At 40.8% G+C, this 21,736-nt stretch carries 22 protein-coding genes; 5 read left to right on the top strand and 17 right to left on the bottom strand.

All coding sequences use genetic code 11. From position 1 onward, the window contains the following. Window positions 1-12 precede the first annotated feature (12 nt). From QZ995_RS11080 to QZ995_RS11000, 16 genes are all read right to left on the bottom strand, one after another. Complete coding sequence (locus QZ995_RS11080; protein WP_301806659.1) at window positions 13-582, bottom strand: TetR/AcrR family transcriptional regulator; 570 nt, start codon at window positions 580-582, stop codon at window positions 13-15. Between the two features lie 272 nt (window positions 583-854). Then, window positions 855-1,544 (bottom strand): hypothetical protein, encoded by a 690-nt coding sequence (locus QZ995_RS11075; RefSeq protein ID WP_301806657.1) that lies wholly within the window; start codon window positions 1,542-1,544, stop codon window positions 855-857. Then, window positions 1,531-2,748, bottom strand: coding sequence for an MFS transporter (locus QZ995_RS11070; RefSeq protein ID WP_301806655.1), 1,218 nt, complete (start codon window positions 2,746-2,748; stop codon window positions 1,531-1,533). The genes QZ995_RS11075 and QZ995_RS11070 overlap by 14 nt, the downstream gene beginning before the upstream one ends. Before the next feature lie 84 nt (window positions 2,749-2,832). Continuing rightward, window positions 2,833-3,783, bottom strand: coding sequence for a 4-hydroxy-3-methylbut-2-enyl diphosphate reductase (locus tag QZ995_RS11065; RefSeq protein WP_301806654.1), 951 nt, complete (start codon window positions 3,781-3,783; stop codon window positions 2,833-2,835). Between the two features lie 38 nt (window positions 3,784-3,821). Beyond that, on the bottom strand, window positions 3,822-4,748 hold the full coding sequence (gene panE, locus QZ995_RS11060; RefSeq protein ID WP_301806651.1) for a 2-dehydropantoate 2-reductase: 927 nt from the start codon (window positions 4,746-4,748) through the stop codon (window positions 3,822-3,824). Window positions 4,749-4,912: 164 nt separating this feature from the next. Next, on the bottom strand, window positions 4,913-6,001 hold the full coding sequence (locus tag QZ995_RS11055; protein WP_301806650.1) for a quinone-dependent dihydroorotate dehydrogenase: 1,089 nt from the start codon (window positions 5,999-6,001) through the stop codon (window positions 4,913-4,915). Window positions 6,002-6,163: 162 nt separating this feature from the next. Further along, entirely contained in the window at window positions 6,164-7,291 is a 1,128-nt protein-coding gene (ald, locus tag QZ995_RS11050) for an alanine dehydrogenase (protein WP_301806649.1), read from the bottom strand. Between the two features lie 156 nt (window positions 7,292-7,447). Then, entirely contained in the window at window positions 7,448-8,677 is a 1,230-nt protein-coding gene (locus QZ995_RS11045; protein ID WP_301806647.1) for a PucR family transcriptional regulator, read from the bottom strand. A gap of 126 nt (window positions 8,678-8,803) precedes the next feature. Beyond that, window positions 8,804-10,063 carry an MFS transporter gene (locus tag QZ995_RS11040; RefSeq protein ID WP_301806645.1) on the bottom strand — a complete coding sequence of 420 codons (1,260 nt, stop codon included), beginning with the start codon at window positions 10,061-10,063 and terminating at the stop codon, window positions 8,804-8,806. A 151-nt stretch (window positions 10,064-10,214) separates the two neighbouring features. Next, a complete protein-coding gene (locus tag QZ995_RS11035; RefSeq protein ID WP_301806644.1) occupies window positions 10,215-10,490 on the bottom strand; it encodes a PqqD family protein in 276 nt (91 codons plus the stop codon). Next, window positions 10,490-11,785: a radical SAM/SPASM domain-containing protein gene (locus QZ995_RS11030; protein ID WP_301806642.1), complete on the bottom strand. Its 1,296-nt coding sequence runs from the start codon at window positions 11,783-11,785 to the stop codon at window positions 10,490-10,492. The genes QZ995_RS11035 and QZ995_RS11030 overlap by 1 nt, the downstream gene beginning before the upstream one ends. 332 nt (window positions 11,786-12,117) lie before the next feature. Beyond that, entirely contained in the window at window positions 12,118-12,948 is an 831-nt protein-coding gene (locus QZ995_RS11025; RefSeq protein ID WP_301806641.1) for an alpha/beta hydrolase family protein, read from the bottom strand. 109 nt (window positions 12,949-13,057) lie between these two features. After that, window positions 13,058-13,498: a S1 RNA-binding domain-containing protein gene (locus tag QZ995_RS11020; protein WP_301806639.1), complete on the bottom strand. Its 441-nt coding sequence runs from the start codon at window positions 13,496-13,498 to the stop codon at window positions 13,058-13,060. Between the two features lie 113 nt (window positions 13,499-13,611). Continuing rightward, on the bottom strand, window positions 13,612-15,351 hold the full coding sequence (locus QZ995_RS11015) for an acetate/propionate family kinase (RefSeq protein ID WP_366919694.1): 1,740 nt from the start codon (window positions 15,349-15,351) through the stop codon (window positions 13,612-13,614). Between the two features lie 120 nt (window positions 15,352-15,471). Next, complete coding sequence (locus QZ995_RS11005; RefSeq protein WP_301806638.1) at window positions 15,472-15,978, bottom strand: VanZ family protein; 507 nt, start codon at window positions 15,976-15,978, stop codon at window positions 15,472-15,474. Window positions 15,979-16,385: 407 nt separating this feature from the next. Then, a complete protein-coding gene (locus tag QZ995_RS11000; protein WP_301806636.1) occupies window positions 16,386-17,201 on the bottom strand; it encodes an HAD family hydrolase in 816 nt (271 codons plus the stop codon). Window positions 17,202-17,406: 205 nt separating this feature from the next. Between QZ995_RS11000 and QZ995_RS10995 the strand changes: the two genes are divergently transcribed. From QZ995_RS10995 to QZ995_RS10985, 3 genes are all read left to right on the top strand, one after another. Further along, the gene (locus QZ995_RS10995; protein WP_301806635.1) at window positions 17,407-18,102 is read left to right on the top strand and encodes a CoA transferase subunit A; all 696 of its coding nucleotides are present in this window, start codon (window positions 17,407-17,409) and stop codon (window positions 18,100-18,102) included. A 94-nt stretch (window positions 18,103-18,196) separates the two neighbouring features. Further along, the gene (locus QZ995_RS10990; protein ID WP_301806634.1) at window positions 18,197-18,853 is read left to right on the top strand and encodes a CoA transferase subunit B; all 657 of its coding nucleotides are present in this window, start codon (window positions 18,197-18,199) and stop codon (window positions 18,851-18,853) included. Between the two features lie 170 nt (window positions 18,854-19,023). After that, on the top strand, window positions 19,024-19,728 hold the full coding sequence (locus QZ995_RS10985; RefSeq protein ID WP_301806633.1) for an alpha/beta hydrolase: 705 nt from the start codon (window positions 19,024-19,026) through the stop codon (window positions 19,726-19,728). On the opposite strand, the gene purU is transcribed toward QZ995_RS10985, so the two are convergent. Beyond that, a complete protein-coding gene (purU, locus tag QZ995_RS10980; protein WP_301806632.1) occupies window positions 19,701-20,600 on the bottom strand; it encodes a formyltetrahydrofolate deformylase in 900 nt (299 codons plus the stop codon). The genes QZ995_RS10985 and purU overlap by 28 nt on opposite strands. Before the next feature lie 151 nt (window positions 20,601-20,751). Between purU and QZ995_RS10975 the strand changes: the two genes are divergently transcribed. After that, the gene (locus tag QZ995_RS10975) at window positions 20,752-21,030 is read left to right on the top strand and encodes a DUF5316 family protein (protein ID WP_301806631.1); all 279 of its coding nucleotides are present in this window, start codon (window positions 20,752-20,754) and stop codon (window positions 21,028-21,030) included. A gap of 407 nt (window positions 21,031-21,437) precedes the next feature. Next, window positions 21,438-21,710, top strand: coding sequence for a hypothetical protein (locus tag QZ995_RS10970; RefSeq protein ID WP_301806630.1), 273 nt, complete (start codon window positions 21,438-21,440; stop codon window positions 21,708-21,710). The last annotated feature ends 26 nt before the right edge of the window (window positions 21,711-21,736 follow it).

Raw genomic sequence — 21,736 nt, 5'->3', positions numbered from 1 at the left:
GGGGGGTCTGAATTAATGAATTCTGACCGCATCCCAGCATGCTTCTTGTACACCTGCAATTAATTCTGATGGATTCTTAATTTCGCAAAATCGAATGGCCTTATTTAAAGCGATAAAGGCACCGTCAACAATCGTTAGCAATGCTTCAGCAGGTAGTGGGCGAATGATGTTCTTTTGTTGGCCCTGATGAATAAAGTCAATAAAAAAATCCCGTAGCATATTGTAGGATTGGCGACTAGCCTCGTCCAGATAATGCCTATTCGCATGTGAATCAAGAAACAATAATGCATACATGTTGTTCAATAAATAGCTAATAACCTGATTGGAAATGTGTTGAAATTGCTCATATATATCTTCAGAAGTATGAGGATATCCTTTTTTCACAGTCTCTAGCAAATCCATTACACATTCTTGAAACAAGGTATTGACGAGCGACTCCTTATTTTCGAAATACCGATAAAGAGTACCGGCACCGACTCCCGCTTTCTCGACAATCATCGGAACTGTCGTCCCATCAAAGCCTCGTTCCTCAAAAAGAATTAGTGCAGCTTTCATTATTAAATCGCGTTTAGATTCCGACACATCCTGTGCTCCTTTGCGGAATGAATTTTCATTCTGTAAGGCGAGTATAAATCACAGCTCTGGCGATTGTCAATTACTGTAAGTGGCATCGTTTTAGCAGTGCTTTATTCATTTCAACATAATTGCGGGGTCACTCCGGGTAATTTGCTATCAGAGTACTACGCGCGTAATTTTTCTTGTCTCTTCAGATAGAAAAAAGATGACTCCGATCATCGGGTCATCTTTTAGGGATCTCATAAGGCAGTTTCCCATTTATATGGACTTGCCTTTCTCTATTTTGTTAAAGGGATTTCTATTTTCCAATCGATATCAGTGTTTTGTTTTTGTGCAACTTTATAGTGTAACGTAAGCTTCTTAGGCTGATGTTTCAGATCGACAATTCCTAATGATCCTTTCAGTTTTACAATCCCGTTTTGGTCCTTTTCACTTTCCTTCTCATCGAAATAAGCTCTGTACTCTTCCCCATTTTCATCCATTGCATACCATACTCCAGTAGAAATAATCCCCTTAGCTAGAGTTGCTTCAAATTGAACAAGGGATACCTCCGATGGATTTGCCTCAACAATCGTATCTGGTTTAGGTATGGTTAGAGGGTCAAATGATTTTCCCTTGGATTCAACAAATGTAAAATCTGTAAAAGTAAACCTATTTCCAAGCTGATCCTTTTGAGTACCAGGATGTTTAGCTAGTTTTATTGGTTTTAATTCAGCACGAAAAGGTGATACCACATTGGTATAGAGACGACTAAGTTTTAAGGTAAGAGACTTCCTATCTTTCAAAGGAATAAATGTATCCCAAGAGCTCATTGTTCCATCCGCATTACGCTTGCCTGATGAACCATTCGGAATCTTATTTTTTTCTAAACTCAATACCTTGTCATATAGACATATATCATCAAAGGCTGCAGCGACAGTTCCTGTTTCATCGAGAATTTCATATGCCTGTATTTTATTTTGCAGCAATATCTTCTGAACGGCGCTTCCAAGGACCATAACAGATGAGCAATAAAGGGATCGTTCCGAGTAAGGTAGAAATCCCAAAGAAGGTATACGTACGCAAAATACCGCAGTATTCCATAACCCAGCCTGCTGTGTAGTTAGCAAACATCGAGCCTAATCCCTGCCCAAACGAAGCAAATAGGGCCAGGGCTGTTACCTGCAAGGCAAGCGGTGTATTATCCCGTACATATTGAGCAGCCGTAGCGAGAAATAGCCCAACAGATAACCCTTGTAAGAAAAATAAGCTTAGGACGATTGTCGTACTAGGAGCTGTTCCGTAGAAAAACCACCTGGCACCAGAGACAAGGCAAGCAAATAAGAGAGTTTGCTCCAGACCTATTTTTTTGACAAGGCTTGATGCCAGCTTCATGCAAGGTACTTCACTACCTGCAAAAAGTAAAAAAGCAAATCCTAATGTGGCAATCTCTCCGCCGATATGCTGATAGTATAGATTAAACCAGGTATTATGAGCATTCATTGGACCAAATGCGAAAAATGTACAGACGAGAAAGAGTATAAAGCGTGGACCTTTAAAAAGCGTTCCGGCTTCTTTAAAGCTATTACGCGTGATCGCCTTGCGCTCAATTCGCTCATCGGGAATTCTGATCAAAAAGAGTACAGCGATAAAATAAGCAAATCCTGTGCTGTAAAAAATTGCAGACGGCCCCCACTGCTGAACAGCCAAGGCAGTAAGAAAAGCGGCAATCGCAAATCCAATGGCTCCCCATAAACGAATACTGCCAAAATGCATGGAGCGCTTGCTTACATAGCTAAGTGTTAAGCTATCTGAAATCGGGATAGCCGCGCATTGAAAAACAGACCAGAGCGCAATGGTAAAAAACACCCATGCGTAGGAATGAATAAAGGTAAACAAAAATGACACGCAGGCTGCAACGATAAGTGCCAGAATCAGCGCCTTTTTCCGAACCTGAAAGCGGTCACAAATCATTCCCCAAATAGGCTGCAGGAGCAAGGATACTACAGGAGTGATCGAACTAAGAGTACCAATTTCAACTCCAGTTAAGTGAATGGATTTAAAGTACTCTGTTAATAGAGGCGAGTAAGCACCCATAGCATAATACAAAAAGATATAAAGTCCACCTAAGGCTACGTAAGCATTTGAAGCGCTTTCGTTTGTAAAAGTATGCTGGTTATTTTTGCTGTTCATGCAGTTTTCTCCTCTACTTTCCACATAAAGAACAGCTTCAATCGGAATTACCGAAGAAGCTGTTTTTGTATCAGATTGCCACTTTTACTCTTTTTTCTCTTCTTTTACGGTAGGTAACAGCTTATCAAAATTAACTGTCCGTACTTTTTCCCATGTAGAAGGATCATGCTCATCAAACTGTTCAAGAAAAGCAATAACTTCCCTCGTTAATGGTGTCGGAGTAGATGCACCTGCGGTAACAGATACACTCTTTTTCCCCTTCAGCCACTCAATATTAAGCTCAGACAGATCAGAAATGCGATAACTCGGAACGCCCGCAATCTCCTCTGAAACCTGTGCCAAACGATTGGAATTATTACTTCGAGGATCCCCTACAACGATCGTTACCTCTGCTTTACCAGCATGTTTTGCTACCGCTTCCTGTCTAACCTGTGTAGCCATGCATATTTCATTGTGCACCTCTACCGAAGGGTATTTCTTTACAATAGCTTCCATAATGTGTCTGACATCCCATTGGCTCATCGTTGTCTGGTTTGTGACCACCAATTTGTCAGTCTTAATGTGTACGTTTTGCAAATCTTCCAGCGTTTGAACCAAATGAACGCGATCAGGCGCTATCCCAATGGCGCCCTCCGGCTCAGGATGTCCTTTTTTACCAATATAGAGAATATGGTAGCCTTCCTCCACCTTCTCTTTAATGAGATCATGCGTTTTCGTTACATCAGGACAAGTAGCATCCACAACCGTCAGACCTTTTTCCTTCGCCTTTTTGCGGACTTCTGGCGATACTCCATGAGCAGTGAATATAACGGTTCCGTGATCAATTTTATCTAAAAGCGCTAGACGATCTTCTCCATCCAACGTGATAACTCCTTCACGTTCAAAGGCTTCCGTCACATGCGCATTATGCACGATCATTCCCAAAATGTAGATAGGGCGCGGCACATTTTGATTTTTTGCCGTTTTAATAGCCAGTACCATGGCATCTACTACGCCATAGCAATAACCACGGGGAGCAATTTTTACAACTTCCATATCAGCATAGCCCTCCTTTTCTGCCCCTTATTATAACATTAGAATGTGCTTTGACGCTTTTGTTCATAAATTCTTACGTTATTATAAACAATTCGCAGCATTGGTGTTTCTATTCCCTGCTGTTCGGCAAGACGCAGCAGGTATCCCTGCAAATGCTCTCCTTCAATTGGCAGACGTTTTTCCATATCTCGCAGCATAGAGGATTTCATTTTATAGCCCTGTTGCTTAAAAGTCTCCATCACACGATCTGCCATGTCAGCAGAGATAGGAGCGCCAATCGCCATCATAACTCTCACACATTCCTCTGTTACTTGTTTGGTCAGCTCGATTCCAAATGGAGAATCGCGAATGGGTCCTACTGCTGCGTTCATCAAGGTGGTAATACCTGAGAGCATCGTAATAAACAAATATTTTTGCCAAGCCTCCTGCTGAATGTTATGAGATAATTCAAAGCTCGCATTCGCTGCTTTTACATACTCATATAATCGCTCTGCTCGCTCGGACGTGCCTCCATTCCATTCCCCAAAAACGAGCCTGTGAGCCTTACTAGTTTGGACGATATCCCCGTCAGCATTTAGCGTTGTCTCTATAAAGCACAATCCGCCCAAAACCTTTTCAGCCCCAAAATGCTCCTGTAATGGCTGCATATGAGCAATTCCATTTAAAAGCGGGATGATCATCGTATCCTCACCCACATAGGGAGCAATATCATGGATTACATCCTCCAGATGGTATGCTTTTGGCGATAACATAATGACATCAAAAGGGGTCGCTTCTTCTCCAGCTACTAATAAGGCGGGATGGACTGTGGAATCGCCATTTACGCTTTGAATAACTAGACCTCGCTCTTCCAGTTGTTCCTTACGTTTTTGACGCACAAGAAAAGTAACATCTCTGCCACTCTCCACTAAACGACATCCGAAATATCCACCAATTGCACCCGCACCTACCATCAGTATTCGCATTACACTAACCCCCTATAATCATTTCTCTTATTGTATCGTCTCACATATATTGTATCTGGTTTTTGGGAAATCCCAAGCAAATTTTTGAACAATGTGTAGAAAAATCGGCATATAAAAAAGGAGTCTTTCAAAACGAAAGAGCTCCTTTTAGCAGAATTCCACCTTTATTTATGATCAATCCCAATAATTTCACTAATATGAGTAAATCCATCTCGCTTCATAAGCTGAACCAAACGCTTGTTAATCTCTGTGGCAGCACCGGGTCCCACATAGATCATGCTCGTATAAATCTGGGTCATAGACGCACCTGCTCTCATCATGCGGTACGCATCATCACCAGTGAAGATACCCCCTACCCCAATGATAGGCATTTTGTCGCCTACTGCTTTATAAATATCACGAACGCATTCGGTTGCACGCGGCAATAGCATTGGACCGCTCAGTCCTCCTGCTTCCTTCGCCAGCCTGCGATCGGAAACGCCTTCTCGAGACAGAGTAGTGTTGGTGGCAATCAAACCATCCATTTCCTCTTCTAAAGCAACATGAACAACATCGCTCATATGCTCATCCGACATGTCTGGGGCTACTTTTAAGAGGATTGGTTTACGTTTCGCACCGTATTTCTCTAGCTGATCCGCTTTCTTACGGATTGTCCGCAAAAGATGGCGTAAACTATCTACTTCCTGCAAGTCACGTAAGTTAGGAGTGTTAGGTGAGCTTACATTAATCGTAAAATAATGACCATAGGGATATAGTGCTTCGAGGCATTTTTCATAGTCACTTGCTGCTTGATCATTAGGAGTTAGTTTATTTTTTCCAATGTTTACCCCAACTGGCATGCAGGCATCCTGATAATGACTCAAGGATTTCGCTGCTGCTTGTACACCGTGGTTATTAAAACCCATTCGGTTGATAATCGCCTGATCTTCCTTTAAGCGAAAACAACGCGGCTTGTCATTACCTGGTTGAGCTAGCGGAGTTAACGTGCCGACTTCCACATGGCCGAATCCCATTAATCCGAGCGGAATATACACCTCGGCATTTTTATCGAACCCAGCCGCCAGTCCTACCGGATTAGGGAAAACGATATCCCATACTTTGTTTGCGAGCATTGGATTTTCATAGCCGTACATCATGTTTAATACCTTTTTGCCTAAAGGAATGCTGTCAGCCATTCGTAGTCCATTAATCGCATTCTCGTGCGCCGATTCAGGATCCATTTTAAAGATAAACTTTTTTAGGTGCTTGTACATTGTTGCCACTTCACTCCTAACGCATATTCTGTTCTCGATATAAGAGCATACCACAAACCTTTGGCATTGGATAGAAAGTCAAAAAAAGAAAAAGTGCTATACCTTTTTTAACAAAAAGTATGGCACTTTTTCAAATGAATTATTTTTATAATCTGGAACTTCTTATTTACTTGCTACTAGTAACGCCTCTTCCAAAGCAACAAATGGCAGATTGTGTGTATCCGCAACTGCTTTATAGGTTACTTGACCATTAATAACGTTAACACCTTTTGCTAGAGCTTGGTTGCTACGGATTGCTTCCACATATCCTTTATTAGCAATTTGCACAGCATAAGGAACAGTTACATTTGTTAGAGCGAGAGTAGAGGTACGAGCTACTGCTCCTGGCATATTGGCTACGGAGTAATGGATAACTCCATGCTTTTCATAGGTTGGGTTATCATGTGTAGTGATGCGGTCAATCGTTTCAATAGAACCGCCTTGGTCAATTGCAACGTCAACGATCACAGACCCTGGAGCCATTGTTTTTACCATTTCTTCTGTTACCAGACGTGGAGCACGAGCACCTGGAATTAGAACTGCCCCCACTAACAAATCTGCTTTTTTCACTGCGTTAGCAATGTTAAAGCTGTTAGAAATCAATGTGTGAACACGTCCACCAAATAGGTCATCTAATTGACGAAGACGATCAGCACTAATGTCTAAAATCGTAACATTTGCACCTAAGCCTACTGCCATTTTCGCAGCGTTGGTCCCTACAATACCACCACCGACAATGACAACCTCACCTTTTGGAACGCCCGGAACGCTTCCTAGAAGTACACCTTTACCGCCGTATGGTTTTTCGAGGAATTGAGCTCCGATTTGAACAGACATACGTCCTGCTACTTCACTCATCGGCATTAACAGCGGAAGTGAGCCATTTGGCATTTGGATGGTTTCATAAGCGATGGCAATCACTTTTTTATCAACCAACGCCTTGGTCAATTCTGGTTCCGGCGCCAAGTGCAAATAAGTAAATAGAATTTGTCCTTCACGGAAATAGTTATATTCAACAGCAAGCGGTTCTTTTACTTTCATCACCATATCAGCTGCCCAAGCATCTGCCGCTGTTGGAACGATAGTAGCCCCCACTGCTTGATATTCAGTATCAATAAATCCACTGCCTAGTCCTGCATTTGTTTCAACTAATACTTGATGACCGCTTTGTACCAATGCTGTCACTCCAGCAGGCGTGATCGCTACACGGTTCTCATTGTTTTTAATCTCTTTAGGAATTCCGATAATCATTATTAAATCCTCCCCTTGATAGCCCCTGCTCAGTTCTCTTTCACTTAAAGATCTTCTTCACTTCTCAATAATACAGCGTTTTCATAAAGGGAGCATTAGAGATTCCTTTGAGAGAAAAAGCGTTCGTTTGTGAATTTTCACAAATGCGCAAAAGAACTATCCCAGCTTCATTACCTTTAAATCAATATAGAGCGAATATCGCTGGTTTGGATCATCTAAATCAATCTGCATGATTTCTTCAATGCGCTTCAATCGATAGCTAAGCGTATTAATATGAATATGCAGATGAGCCGCTGTTCGGTTAACCTTGCCCACATGATCAAGAAAGACCTCCAACGTTTCGGTTAAATTCGTTTGGTTTTCCTGATCATAATAAAGCAGCTTAGCTAGCTGATCATTCTTGTAGGCTTGTTCTTTATTCCAGCTTTTCATCTGAGGCAAGAAACGGTAGATTCCCAATTGCTGAAATCTCAGTATCCGCTCTGTCTCCTCAGGAAACAGCCGTTTTATTACATTCATTTGCAAAGCCTCTTGATAGCTTTGGCGCCCTTCAATGAGGGAACAAACCGGACGGCCGCAGCCAATATGGGCTTTTCCCTTTCCAAACTTATCTGTGAGCTTAGACATGCATTCCTCTAAAAATTGCTCAGAATAAGCAACCAGCGCATCTTCTGTAACAGCTTGCCCTTTAGGGTGCAGCATGAGCAAAATAAGCTGAGAACCATCTGTCAGACTGTAAATTTTATCTCGCATCAATAGAGGATACAGCAATTGGTGTAGCTGTTCACCCTTGCCTTCCAGCACCTCTATGGTAGAAACCAGCAATGGAGGAACAATCTTCATGTGTAGATTAATCGCCTTCTGTTGCAGCTTCGTCTCCTCGCCGTGTCCACCAAGCAAAAGCTCCCAGAGGAATTCTTTTTGTCTATCCTGCTCGGCTTTGCGCTTTCCTTGTCGTTGCAACAGTCGAGGCACCGATTCCTTAGCAGCCTGACGAAGAATTTCATCGTCCCAGGAGGTCAAGGCACGATTTACCTCCTGCGCCCAGATATAGCCCAAGATATCATTGCCTCTGCGTATCGCAATTGCAACCCGCTTTCCAAGTCCAATCTCTTTCTTTTCAGGAATATGTACGGGGTCCTTTTGCGAAAAGAGCTGTTGAAAAACGCCATCCTTCCAGAGCCTTGCCAATACTGTTTCTGGCACACGCCGTCCCATAATCGTAGACCAACGTGCTGGATCGGTGCTATCACCGTGAGAGCTATAAGCTATCAGCCGATGATCCAAATCTTCAATGGTAATTGGATTTTGTAGTAATTCACCTATAACATCTGCCAATTCATCTATATCACTATGCTGGTACTGCTCAAAAAAATTTTGCTGCATACATGAATTCCCCGCTTTTTTAGTTACCTATATGGACCCGTTATCATCCTTTTGTCTTTTCATTATAACGAATGGGCATAAGAGGAAAAAGCGATTTTTCAAACGAATTGTTTCCATTACTTGCTTTTACATCTGTTGCTCAACAACTCGCTTATTTGCAAAATTCTTTTGAAAGATATAGTAGTAAAAAATGGCCGCTAGAAGCATACATGTGCCGTGTATGAAGAATAAGAAGCTTACACCTATATAGACAGGGAACGTAACTGCGATAATCCCCAACGTAACAGAATGTGACAGCATCATCATAGGCGTAAGGCACCCGTATACTCTTCCAATTATTTTGGGGTCAACGAGGCTTGGCAACCAACCACCAAAACCTATGTTTAATAAGGGAAAAGCCAGAGAAATGAAAAAATCAAGGAGAATAAAAATGGAGACGTTGTTCGTAAGACCTGAGAAAACAACCGAGCTCCCCATAATTATAAGGGAAAGAACTGCTATGTGATAAAGTTTCATTTTAGTTGCTAAATAGGACCCCACTATACTTCCAAACAAAGAACCTACCCCTGACACAATCCCCATCCATAGCAATACTGTCTCATATGACTCTGGAGCAAGTTTATACTTCAATGCGTAAGTAGGAATGAGTGCATAACCGGCATTTATAATTCCAAATAGAAAAAAAGCACTTGATATGGCTAATACTGGTTTATTATTCCAAATATATCGAACACCTTTGCTGAAATCTGATATCAAGGCTCCTATTGATACATCTTTCCACGATTTCTCACCATTTGGCAATCTGATTTCTACTTTGATATTGCAAAATTGGATTAGCAATCCAGATACCAGATATGATATGGCATCTATCAAGATTGCTCCCTCTATACCAATGTGCCAATAAAGAAAGATACTAATGGAACTGCCTACTAATATTAGAATGCTGTTTACCATTTGATTTAAACCGGTAGCTACTGGATATTCCTTTTTGGTTAAAATGCCTTGCATGATAGCTCTTTGTGCAGGACCAAAAAAATTAGAGACTGCACTCCTGACAAATATGATGAAAAAGGAAAGGACGATGGAATCAATGGCAATACTAAAAAGTAATCCTATAGAAAGAAAAGCACAAATAAAATCCGCCCAAGAAGCAACCTTTTTGCGGTCAAAACGATCTGCCACAGCACCAATGAACAAGAAAATGACAAGCATGGGGAGAGAGTACATTAATTCTGTAATGGTAGCAAAGATAGGCTGTGAAGAAAATCTTGTAAGAATATATAATGTGAATGCGATGAGACCAATTTTATTCCCCATAGAGGAGGTTACATTCGCCAGAAAAAGATATGTATAGTTTTTATTTTTGAATATTCTTATGATATCCAAACCAAAATCTCCTTCTTAACGTACAATTATTTTTAGATGCTACAGGGCATGATTGCATGCACTTGCTTATTATCTTAGATGGTCATGCCCTAAATTGTTTGGCGTTGATATCCATCATTTTCGTTGTCATGATAGCAAATAGAAACATTACTTAGATAGTAAGTAACCTATGCCTAACTAATTCATCTAAAAACATCTGTATGTCATTTGTAATCATCGTATTTTCTGTATTAACATTAAATTTTTCCGATATCTCTTTTAGCATCTCTTCAAGCGTAATTGTTTCTTTCGTACAAATATGTGTCCACAGTGTACAGGCTACTTCATCCTCAAACAATATCGTTTGTCCTTCAGGTGTAAGGACAAATATACCCTCTACATTTCGATCATAAAAGATATCTTTGTTTACTTGATAGGGAGACATCATTAGGAAGGAACCTCCTCTTTTGACTTTCTAAAATAATTCCACATATGTTTTTTCAAATTACTTTTTATAATTTTGCACTCTTCCGTGTTTGTGCCATCTATACTGTTTGTATCGCTCCATTGGATAGCTCTACATCCACCACCACACATATGTTTAAATGTACATTTTCCACAAATCGGTAAGTTATCCGTGATTCTGTTTCGTGATGCAGTAAAGACTGGAGATTCGTAATAAATTTCTTCTAACGATTTGTCTTTTACATTTCCACCTAAAAACTCGGGATTATGCATGATTTTACAGGGAAATACATCGCCTTTGCTATCAACCGAAAACTCACTGTACGCGTGACCACAATGATTTTTAATGTAAAACTGGTTAACAGCATCAAAATTAGGTTGTTTGTTGATGATTGTGTTTTCGATTTTTATACGTTGCACATAATTTAATTCGTGTTCGTGAGTCTTGCCTCTTCCTAATGAAGCTACAGGAGCTATAATGAGCCTGATGTTATTTTTATTTGTATAATCGATTACGTCCTCCACAGCATCCATATTATTTTTCGTGATTGTCTGGTTAATTTTTAACTTACAACCAGCTTCTAGCAATAAATCAATGGCCTTTTTCGCCTTCTGCCACGATCCTTTTCCCCTATTTTTGTCATGCTCGTCCTCGATCGTGGAATCAAGGCTTATCGTTACTAATTTCGTAATCTCGGCAATTTTATTAGCTATCTCTTTGTTAGAAATAAAAGATCCATTTGAAATCATATGGACATTTAACCCTAAATAATCGGAATATTCCATTAACTCTATGAGATCTTTTCGTAAAAATGCCTCCCCCCCTGTAAAAACAATCGTTTTTGTCCCTAATTCCTTTACTTCTGTGATGACTCTTTTAGCCTCTTCGGTAGAGATATCATTATCCATAGATCTGCTGGGGCTACTTTCTGCATAACAATAGACACAATTTAAATTACATTTGTATGTTGTAACAAAATAAACAGATTTAGGCACAGGTTTATGCATACTTTGCTTGTTCTCAGTATCTACATTAAAGCTATCAATCTTATACAGTCTAATCAAACCAATGACCCTTTTTACCAAACTTGCATCGTATCGTTCGTCTATTAAACCCTGCGGTGACTTTTTGTTGTAAATCATTTCATGCGCTATTTCATATTCTTGCTGATTTAACACAATCCAACTACTCACCAAGTAATTATGAATAATATAGTCTTCCTTTTCTCGGTAGACAGCCAATTTTGGAAAAGTTAATACATCATCGGTTACTAACATCGTATCATTCCTTTCCTAATAGAAATAGTAATGGCACTATTTTTACAAGTAGTGCCATTACTAATATTACCTATGTGTCTTACGCTCCTGCTCCATTTTTTGCACCACATTGACAAGAATCAACTTCGATTACGCCAGGGTTTACTACTTTCACTTTTGGTGTTGTATAATTTTTCATGCCCTCACCTCCCTTCTATAAATGGCAAAATATAACTTTATCTAAATTTACTTTTAATTCTATTTATTGTCAATAATCTAAATATTTTACTTTCACTAAAAAAGCCAATTAAACATTGATAGGTTAATTTAACTGGCTTTACTTATCCTGTTATCTATTTAATAGAAATGCTTTCTAACCAACGAAACATAGCTTTCGTATATTCTCCAATCTGCTCCGAAGTAAATAAGTGGGACGCATCCTCTACCAACCACAACTCATGTGGTTTATGATGCAGGACAAGAGCTTTAGCCAAACGAGTGGCATGTTCTACTCCTACATTCTCATCTTCTTGACCATGAATGATCAAAACTGGACAGGTGATTTGTTCAGCTTGTCTCACAGGTGAACGGCTATCATAGGCATGGGGAGCCGTATCTGGAGAACCCATTATTTTTTTCAATAAAGGCTGCATATCCTGGCGTTCTGAATACGTGAGGTGCATATCACTGACACCGCTCCAAACAACAACAGACGCATAACGATTAGGAAACATAGCAGCACGTAATGCCATCATGCCACCACGTGAAAAGCCGTATAGATGTATGCGATTAGTATCTACAAAGGGTATGCTAGCGAGCAAAAAATACGCTTGGTACACATCCTCCATCTCTGCTCCGCCAAATTCATCTCTACCAGGAGCTCCCTCGTTCCCGCGATAATGGGGAGCAACAACGACATAACCGAAAGCTGCCAATTGAGAAATTCGTAATGGCTGAACCCTTCCGATTTTTTTATAGCCGCCTCGGCAGTAGAGAAGGGCTGGCAAGGGGTCTACCGCCTTTTGATGTGGTATCAATTTCTCGTCTGGAATAGCTAAAAGCGCTTTTACAGGGTGATTATCACTTAGATAAGTTACCGTAAACAGAGCCACTTCCGGTATGGCTCGTTCTTCTTCCGTTATCTGCATGATCTCAGTTACATCTTGCAAAAGTTCTCTTCGCATGTTTTATTACCACCTGTTCTCAGAAAAATATCCGCATCCTATCCTTACACATGAAAAAGAAAAGAGGAACTATGATAGTTCCTCTTTTCTGTTTATAACATCGCTGCGATTAGTATCCGCGCTTATTCTGTTTTTTATTGATGGCAGCTATATTTTCTTCGCTGTGCTTCAACCATTTTTTCATTTTGTCCTCAAACGAGTCCTTAGGAGTGTCGCGCTTACTGAAGCTACGGTCTCCACCACGATTACCCCCACGATAGCCGCCACGGTCTCCACCACGATCTTTTTGTTCGTCGCGAGCTTCGCGTTCTGGTGCTGGTAAAGCTGCGCGAACGGAAAGGGAGATCTTACCCGCATCATCGATGGAGAGTACTTTAACTTTCACAGCATCTCCAACGGAAAAGTGATCATTAATATCCTTTACAAAACCATTTGCAACTTGGGAAATGTGAACTAATCCTTGTTGCGTTTCATCCACAGCAACAAACATACCGAAAGGTTTAATTGCCGTCACTTTTCCTTCAATGATGCTTCCAACTTCTACTGCCATCCATTTTGCACTCCTTTTATCTTTTCACCAAGTGTCGAGAACCTTACTTCATACAGGCTCATTTCCTAAGTATAGCAGACAAAACGATTTAATGAAAAGCCCATTCTTCACTTTTATGCTTGTACCATATCTGTTTTATTTAGGAAAAGCTGGTAAGCATCGGTAGCCATCACCAATTCTTCATTAGTTGGGATTACCATAATCTTAACTGGAGAGTAAGGACTGTTGATGAAGCCCTCTCCTTTGTTGTTGCGATTTGCTTCTTTGTCAAGAATAACACCAGCGTATTCTAGTCCGTTACATACCAATTGACGAACCAGTTCACTGTTTTCGCCCACACCTGCTGTAAAGATGATACCGTCGATGCCATTCAGGCGAGCCAAGTACAAACCAATGAAGTCATGCAGGCGTTGAGCGAATAATTCAAGTGCTAATTTAGCACGCTCGTTACCTTCTGCCGCTGCTTTTTCAATGTCACGCAAGTCGCTTGAGATGCCAGATAAGCCTAGCACACCGCTTTCTTTGTTCAAAATATCCATTGCACCCGCAGTATCTGTTTTTTCGATTTCAGCGATGTACGGCAAGATACCTGGGTCAATGTTACCGCTGCGAGTCCCCATCATTACACCCGCTAGTGGAGTCATACCCATAGATGTATCAATGGATTGGCCATAGCGAACAGCCGTGATGCTTGCACCGCTACCAATATGACAACTAATTAGACGTAATTTTTCTTTTGGGGTGCCCATTAATTGCTCAGCACGTTGAACAACATAACGGTGAGACGTTCCGTGGAAGCCGTATTTACGAATGCCGTATGTCTCGTAGTACTCATATGGCAATGGGTACAAATACGATACTGGAGGCATTGTTTGATGGAAAGCTGTATCAAACACGGCTACGTGTAGCGCATCTGGACGAATTTTTTGCGCCAATTCAATTCCCAGTAGATTGATAGGGTTATGAAGAGGTGCAAATCGAGACAATGCATCAATTTTTTGTTTTACCTCGTCCGTAATAATCACGGATTCCTTGAAATCCTCTCCACCGTGAACGACACGATGAGATACCATAGAAATATCGTATTGCTTGTATTTATCAAAGATAGCCTTAATAGCTTGTTCATAAGCATCGCGTTTTACTTCTTCTACAATGCCTTTATCGATTACTTTGCGGGAAGGCAATTCGAACAATTGATATTTAACAGAGGAACTACCACAGTTTAGTACAAGGCTTAGCTTTTTCTCTTGTGCTTTAAACTTAGAATAGGTGTCGCGATTATCAACTGGTACAATAACTTCTAATTCCATGTTGTTTTTAAGACCAGCAGCATTGGCTTCGTCTGTATCAATGTGCAATTCCAAACGGAAATCCTTATGCACACGGCACAATACATTTTCAAACACAATGGAACGAGTTCCCGGAACTTCAACGGAAACAAATTGTTTGTCTTTTACGCCAAATTCTTTTGCTTCTTCTTCTGAGAAGTGAATGTGACGGAATGCAATGATAACACCTTCATCAATGGCAACAGTTCCATGAGGACCTTCGAGAGTGATACCAGGGCTGCCTTTAATGTCTCCGGAATCGCGTACCGGAGGCTCTACACCCAAGACAAAGCTGTCCGTACGGGATACTTCTAGTTGAGTCGCTTTACGTACCGGTCCTAATACACGAACTTTATTAATTCTACCTTTTGGTCCAACAATGTTAACCGTTTCTTCTGCTGCGTACTGACCAACTTGTTTTAGATCTTTTAGCTTTTTAAGTTCATAGCCGGGTCCAAATAATTGATCCAGATCTTGTTGTGATAAGTGAATATGACGGTTTGAAATACCAACAGGTACTTTCATTTAACAGACTTCCCTTCTTTTTCCTAATTCTATAGTGGTGTTATCTCTCTTTATGATGGTTGATTTTCTAAATTTTATCATCAACCCTACGGTAAAATGTTAACACCTGTGAGTATTCTGTTACAACATTTTTAAACTTTTTTGTTTTTTTCTGAAAATTGTATAGACAAATAAAAATATTATGCCAATGAAGGCTCCCGAAAAATCAAGCACAACATCCGTAACGAGTGCAGAGCGATCGGGTGTAAAGGACTGATGCCATTCATCTAGCACCCCTAGAAAAAGGCTTAAAAACAAGCTCCACGGCAAGGAATAAGCAGGGGAAGAGAAATAGCGAATGGCTTGGAACAGCATGATTCCAATGAACATAAAACCAAAGAAATGGCCTCCTTTACGAATGAAAAATTCTAAAACTCCTTCTACACCATTATTTTCAAAGCTTACCTCCTTGTTTACATAATGAAATGAAATATTTCCAACTTTTTCTTGAACATCATGCAGGTCGAGATATTTTTTTAATTGTCCGCGTATATCCTGTTGTCCGTATGGTTGGGAAGAAAATACGAATTGAATAGCTAGTGCCAATAGCAGAATACATGCGTACACTAGCCCTTTTCGATGATTCATAGGTCACCTCTTTGTGAAATAAACTGATTTTCACTATTATACCTGAAAGCTTGACCAATGGAAAAAAGGCTATCCATTGAGTTGACAGCCCCTTTTCCGTTCTACCGTTTATGGAAATCTATTGTTATCTGTTATTTCGTTACCTATTCGTACGCGGTAAGGGTTGAAAATCTTCTAAACATAGCTTTTCTCGTTTCTCTTCTATTTCTGTAATATTCTCTTCTTTCCTCCTTTCATTTTGATTAAATTTACCATCATTTACATAATTGCGTCTTCCTCTATTATTCCATCAATTACCAAAGGACCGGCAAAAAAGCAGACTTATGGAATCTGGGTGATCGTTTTGTTGACTAGTACCATGTCGGTATAAGCTAGGCGCTATACAGAGCCGTGTCTTATTATTCCTGCTATTTAGATGTATATAAAGGTGTCAACTGCCAACCGTTTTGCAAAGCGACCCACTCTGCTGCCTCCCGCACGCTCTTTGCTGTATGAGCCGCTTTTTCTTTAATAGGCTCATCAGCATGTCCCATGGCAAAGCTGTGCGTCACTGCTTCAAACATAGGCAGGTCATTGTAGGAATCCCCGATGCAGGCCACTTCATCCGGTGATAGGCCTAAGTTTTTCATCAATCGGCTTACACCATCCCCTTTACTAACATGTAGAGGCATTAGATCTAGACAATCGCTAAAGGATACAAATGAATCAAATTGTTCAGGGTAGAGCTCATGAACTTTTTGCTGTAATTGCTTTAATGTCTCCATTTCCCCGATATATGTTAATTTAGTTGGTTTTAGCTGATCACTGAACATATTAATCAGGTTTGGCTCCTCTTTAATTTGTTCCTTATGAGCCTCTTCTAATTCCTTGTATGCTGTTTTTTTCGTCAGGTACACATCATCGCCCACACTCACCAAGCTTATTGCATCGAATTCCTGCCCTGTCTCACACAATTTCCGAGCCATCTCTGGATCAAAATCGCAAGCATGCAGTAACTGCTCTTCTCGCGTAATAACAAATCCGCCATTTTGGCTCACACGATGGCATTGATGACCTAGCTCCTCAATGACCCATTTAATATCTCTATCAATACGACCGCTGGCAATGCAAATTTGGATTCCCTTTTTAGCTAAAAACAGCAATGCTTCACGATCGGCCGGATCAATTTTTTTCTCATCTGTCAGCAAAGTGCCATCCAAATCGCTTACAAACATTTTTATCATGCAGGTTTCCTCCGTTTCAAAACTCTCTATCTATCCTTAGTAATCTTACCTTAAAAAGAAAAGATATGATAGGTCGCCAAAGTTGTGTTCTGCCCTTTTATCTTTTAGAATAGTCTGATAAAATTCAACTTATAAAACGCTTACACACATCCCAGATCGTACAAAACTGTGATAGCTTTTTTTAAACAGGAGGGAGAGGTGCATCGTGGCAAAGATTTATGAATCATATCAGGATATGGTTGCGGATATTCATGATGGGGCTACGTTATTAGTAGGTGGGTTTGGTCTCTGCGGTATTCCGGAAAATCTGATCATTGCCTTGCGTGATAAAGGGGTCAAGGGGTTAACCGTGGTTTCCAATAATTGCGGCGTGGATGACTGGGGGCTTGGCCTCATGCTACAGCAAAAGCAAATTAAGAAAATGGTCAGCTCTTATGTAGGAGAGAACAAAGAATTTGAGCGGCAATTCCTCTCCGGTGAACTGGAGGTAGAATTAACTCCACAAGGTACGCTAGCGGAAAGAATTCGTGCTGGCGGGGTTGGCATTCCGGCTTTTTATACCCCGGCTGGAGTCGGCACATCTATTGCCGAAGGGCGTGAAACACGCATATTTAATGATAAAGAATACCTGATGGAAACCGCAATTACAGGTGATTTTGCATTAATTAAAGCTTGGAAGGCAGATACGCTCGGTAATCTAATTTATCATAAAACTGCACGTAACTTTAATCCAATGATGGCGGCGGCTGGAAAAGTCACGCTTGTTGAGGTGGAAGAAATCGTAGCGGCAGGTGAACTGGACCCTGATCATATTCATACTCCAAGCATATACGTACAACGCTTGATTAAAGCCCCTTCCTTTGAAAAACGTATCGAGCGGCGCACTGTTCAAAAAGCCTGATACAACTTTATTAAAATACTCTCGATTAATCATAAATATTGATAATTTTCAATCATGCGCTTACTCACTGTTTAAAATAAGGAGGTAGTTATCCATGACCTTGTCTCGCGAGCAAGTGGCCATGCGTGCCGCTCAGGAAATCGAGGATGGTTTTTATGTAAATTTGGGAATCGGTATGCCTACACTGGTGGCTAACTATATTGCGGAGGGTAAAACCGTAGTTTTACAATCAGAAAATGGGTTACTGGGCATCGGCCCTTATCCGTATGCTGACGATATCGACCCTGATTTGATCAACGCTGGAAAAGAGACCGTAACCGCCATTTCTGGAGCTTCCTATTTTTCCTCTGCTGAGTCCTTTGGCATGATCCGCGGGGGTCATATTGATCTGGCCATTCTGGGTGCGATGGAAGTATCCGAGCAGGGTGATTTAGCTAATTGGATGATTCCAGGGAAAATGGTAAAAGGAATGGGCGGGGCAATGGATCTGGTCCACGGTGCAAAAAAAATTGTGGTGATTATGGAGCATGTAAATAAGCATGGAGAGAGCAAAATTCTTCCTGCCTGCACTCTTCCTTTAACCGGAAAACAAGTGGTTAACCGGATTATTACTGATCGTGCTGTATTTGACGTAACGTCAGAAGGCCTTACTCTAATCGAAGTGGCGGACGGCTTCACAGCAGATGATATTAAAGCCTGCACCGCCGCTTCCTTCCAAGTAGCAAACGAGTTAAAAACCGTTTCCGTCTAACACGGTTACTTTCATTTGATTTTGCATAACCTAACAAGACATTGTAAGCTTGGCTTTACACATAAAAAAGCATCTCATCTGTTGCGCTTGTTAGAGCTAAGAATACCTGTATTCAAGCAAAAAAAAGGCAACCCTTGGGTCGCCTTTTTTATTTAGAAAGGAGCTTGCAAATGGCTACCACGCTTGGCTTCCTTGTTTTACACGGATTTGCAGGCAAAATTAAAGATGTGTTACCTCTCGTTCAATTTTTGCGTAGTCAAGGCTATACTGTTGAATGCCCTACATTAGAAGGTCATGGGACCGATCGCTATCATTTGAAACATTCTACTCGCAAGCAATGGTTACATTCAGCCGAGCAGGCCTATCAACGGCTTAGCATGCGCGTAGATGTCACGGTGATCATCGGTTTTTCAATGGGTGGCTTACTCGCCTTCCATCTAGCCGCTCGTTACCCCGTGCGACTCTTGTTTACTCTGTGTACACCCTACTACTATTGGGACATTCCCCAATCCCTTTCTAATTTAAAAGAAGACTTCAGTAACTACAGCAACAAATACCTGGCTAGCCTGTTCCGTATTCCGCTTTCCAGCATGCTTCAATTCCGAAGGCTTTTAGCTGAAACAAAGCTAATCATGCATCGTGTTACATGCCCGTACTACATTATTCAGGGGAAAAGGGATGATACTGTTCAAGCTATTAGCGCTGAGTATCTACAGCGAAAGGTGACGAGCAAGCAAACCACTGTTCAATACTTCCCAAACTCTGGTCACATAATTTTACATGGCCCTGAATCTCAGCAGGTCATCTCCTATATCAACCACGTTCTGCAGCAAGAATTGCCTGATCTTTACGGGAAAACTACGGTTTTATTTTGATGAACCAGAACTCGATCCTCTAAATGCCAATGAACAGCGCGGGCCAACACGGTCCGCTCTATTTGTTTACCCAAACGCTTAAGATCATCTACATCATCACGGTGAGTAACACGTTCTACTCCCTGCTCAATAATCGGGCCCGCATCCAGTTCTTCTGTTACGTAATGTGCAGTAGCACCAATTAATTTAACGCCACGCTCATACGCTCGTTCATATGGCTTTGCTCCTACGAAAGCTGGTAGGAAGGAGTGGTGAATATTGATAATTTGGCATGGAAAATCCTGAAGGAAGATCGGCGATAAAATCTGCATATAACGAGCTAATACAATCATATCTACCTTGCCTTTGATGAGCTCGATTTGCTGTTGCTCAGCTTCTTGTTTCGTATCTTTTGTCACAGGTATATGATAGAAAGGAATCCCCATCGCTTCTACAATATCTTTTGTATCCAAGTGATTGCTGATAACCATCGCAATATCGGCATGTAAGTACCCTGCACTGTACTGCCACAGCAATTCTACTAGGCAATGATCTTCTTTCGATACAAAAATGGCCATACGCTTACGCTTGCATGCTTCTACTAGCTTCCATTCCATCTCAAATTGTTTGGCAATCGGTGCAAATCCCTGATTTAATGACTCCCAGCAATCTTGTAGACGGTTTTGCTTAAATTCAATCCGCATGAAAAAACGTCCGCCTTCTGGATCGGTTGTATATTGGTCAGATTGAATGATATTAGCACCTTGTTCATATAGATATTGGGAAACTGTCGAGACGATCCCGGGACGATCAGGGCACGTAATTAGCATAATTGCTGTATCTTCATGCTTTTGCTTAAAATGGTTCCATTCTTTGTCTGATATTGGTTGCATCGTAGGGTCCTCCCGAATTTTTTCTTCAAAGTATAGCACGTTCCCCTCCGTTATCCAATCACCGTAATAAAGAATAGATTTATAGCATTTTTTCCTGTAACCTTTTCAGCCTGCCAAGCGTAAAAATGAGTGAGGAAAGGAGGGGGGATTCATGTTAAAATCATTAAGTTTAGGTTTACTTGTCTCACTCCTCGTCTCATTACTCATCCAAGACCACCTACTCATGCTTAAAGTAGCTGTTATCCTTGGCGTCTTATTCTGGGGGATCAGCGCATTCATTTCTACCTTTCTATTAGATAGTAGCAGAATGCATGAACGCTCTCTTTTTTATGATAAACAACACAAAAAACAGCAAATGTGGGCCGTTCATTTTTTTTTAGTAGGCCTTCCCAACATGTTATTATCTCTTTTTTTATATGTAGAAATGTAAAAGCAGGCATGTCTTTTAGCATATAGCAAAGGACCATACCTGCTTTTCTATGTTAGCAATTATGATGAATCTATAAGCTATGATGCCAGATATAGAAGAAATGCGGTACGAAAAGAATGTCATCATCACTTGAACCATTCAGGCAGTTTCCGGATAAAATAGGCAAGCAATAATCCTAAGGAGACAGGTAGCGCTATTGCAGTTAAGGCCCCCATAAACTCCATATATTCTCTACTTTCCATTTCTTTCTTCCCCCTCCATACTAGTACGCTAAAAATCGAGGGAAGTTGCGGTCAACTGGTAAGAAAACTCACAATGTTGTCGGTAAAATGATTACTCATCACTAAATTTCCTGTTTAAAAATTGGATAAACTAAGCCAACATTGAAGGATGGTGATGTTTATTTGTTGGGCATAATCATGATAGCTATCATTACCTTTTTGGGATTATTCTCTATTTCCTACTTTATGTACATCAAAAAACCTGAAAGCATGATTCTTATGTATATCCCTTCAACAGTTGTATTTATTGTCAGCAGTATAGCAGTTCTATATAGCATCAATCTAAGTGGATTTGAAGGCTTGGGAATTGCATTTATTGGTGCTACGATCGGCATCACGAGCCTACTGACCTGTATTGTACTCACTATGATAGTGATGATGAAACAAGATAAAAAATAAAACGAAGAGGCTCCCCTCTTTCATTC

The sequence above is a fragment of the Brevibacillus laterosporus genome, assembly GCF_030489605.1.
Lineage (GTDB): Bacteria > Bacillota > Bacilli > Brevibacillales > Brevibacillaceae > Brevibacillus_B > Brevibacillus_B laterosporus_E.
Note: the sequence above shows the minus strand (reverse complement) of the source record. Positions and strands in the feature narration are given on the sequence as shown.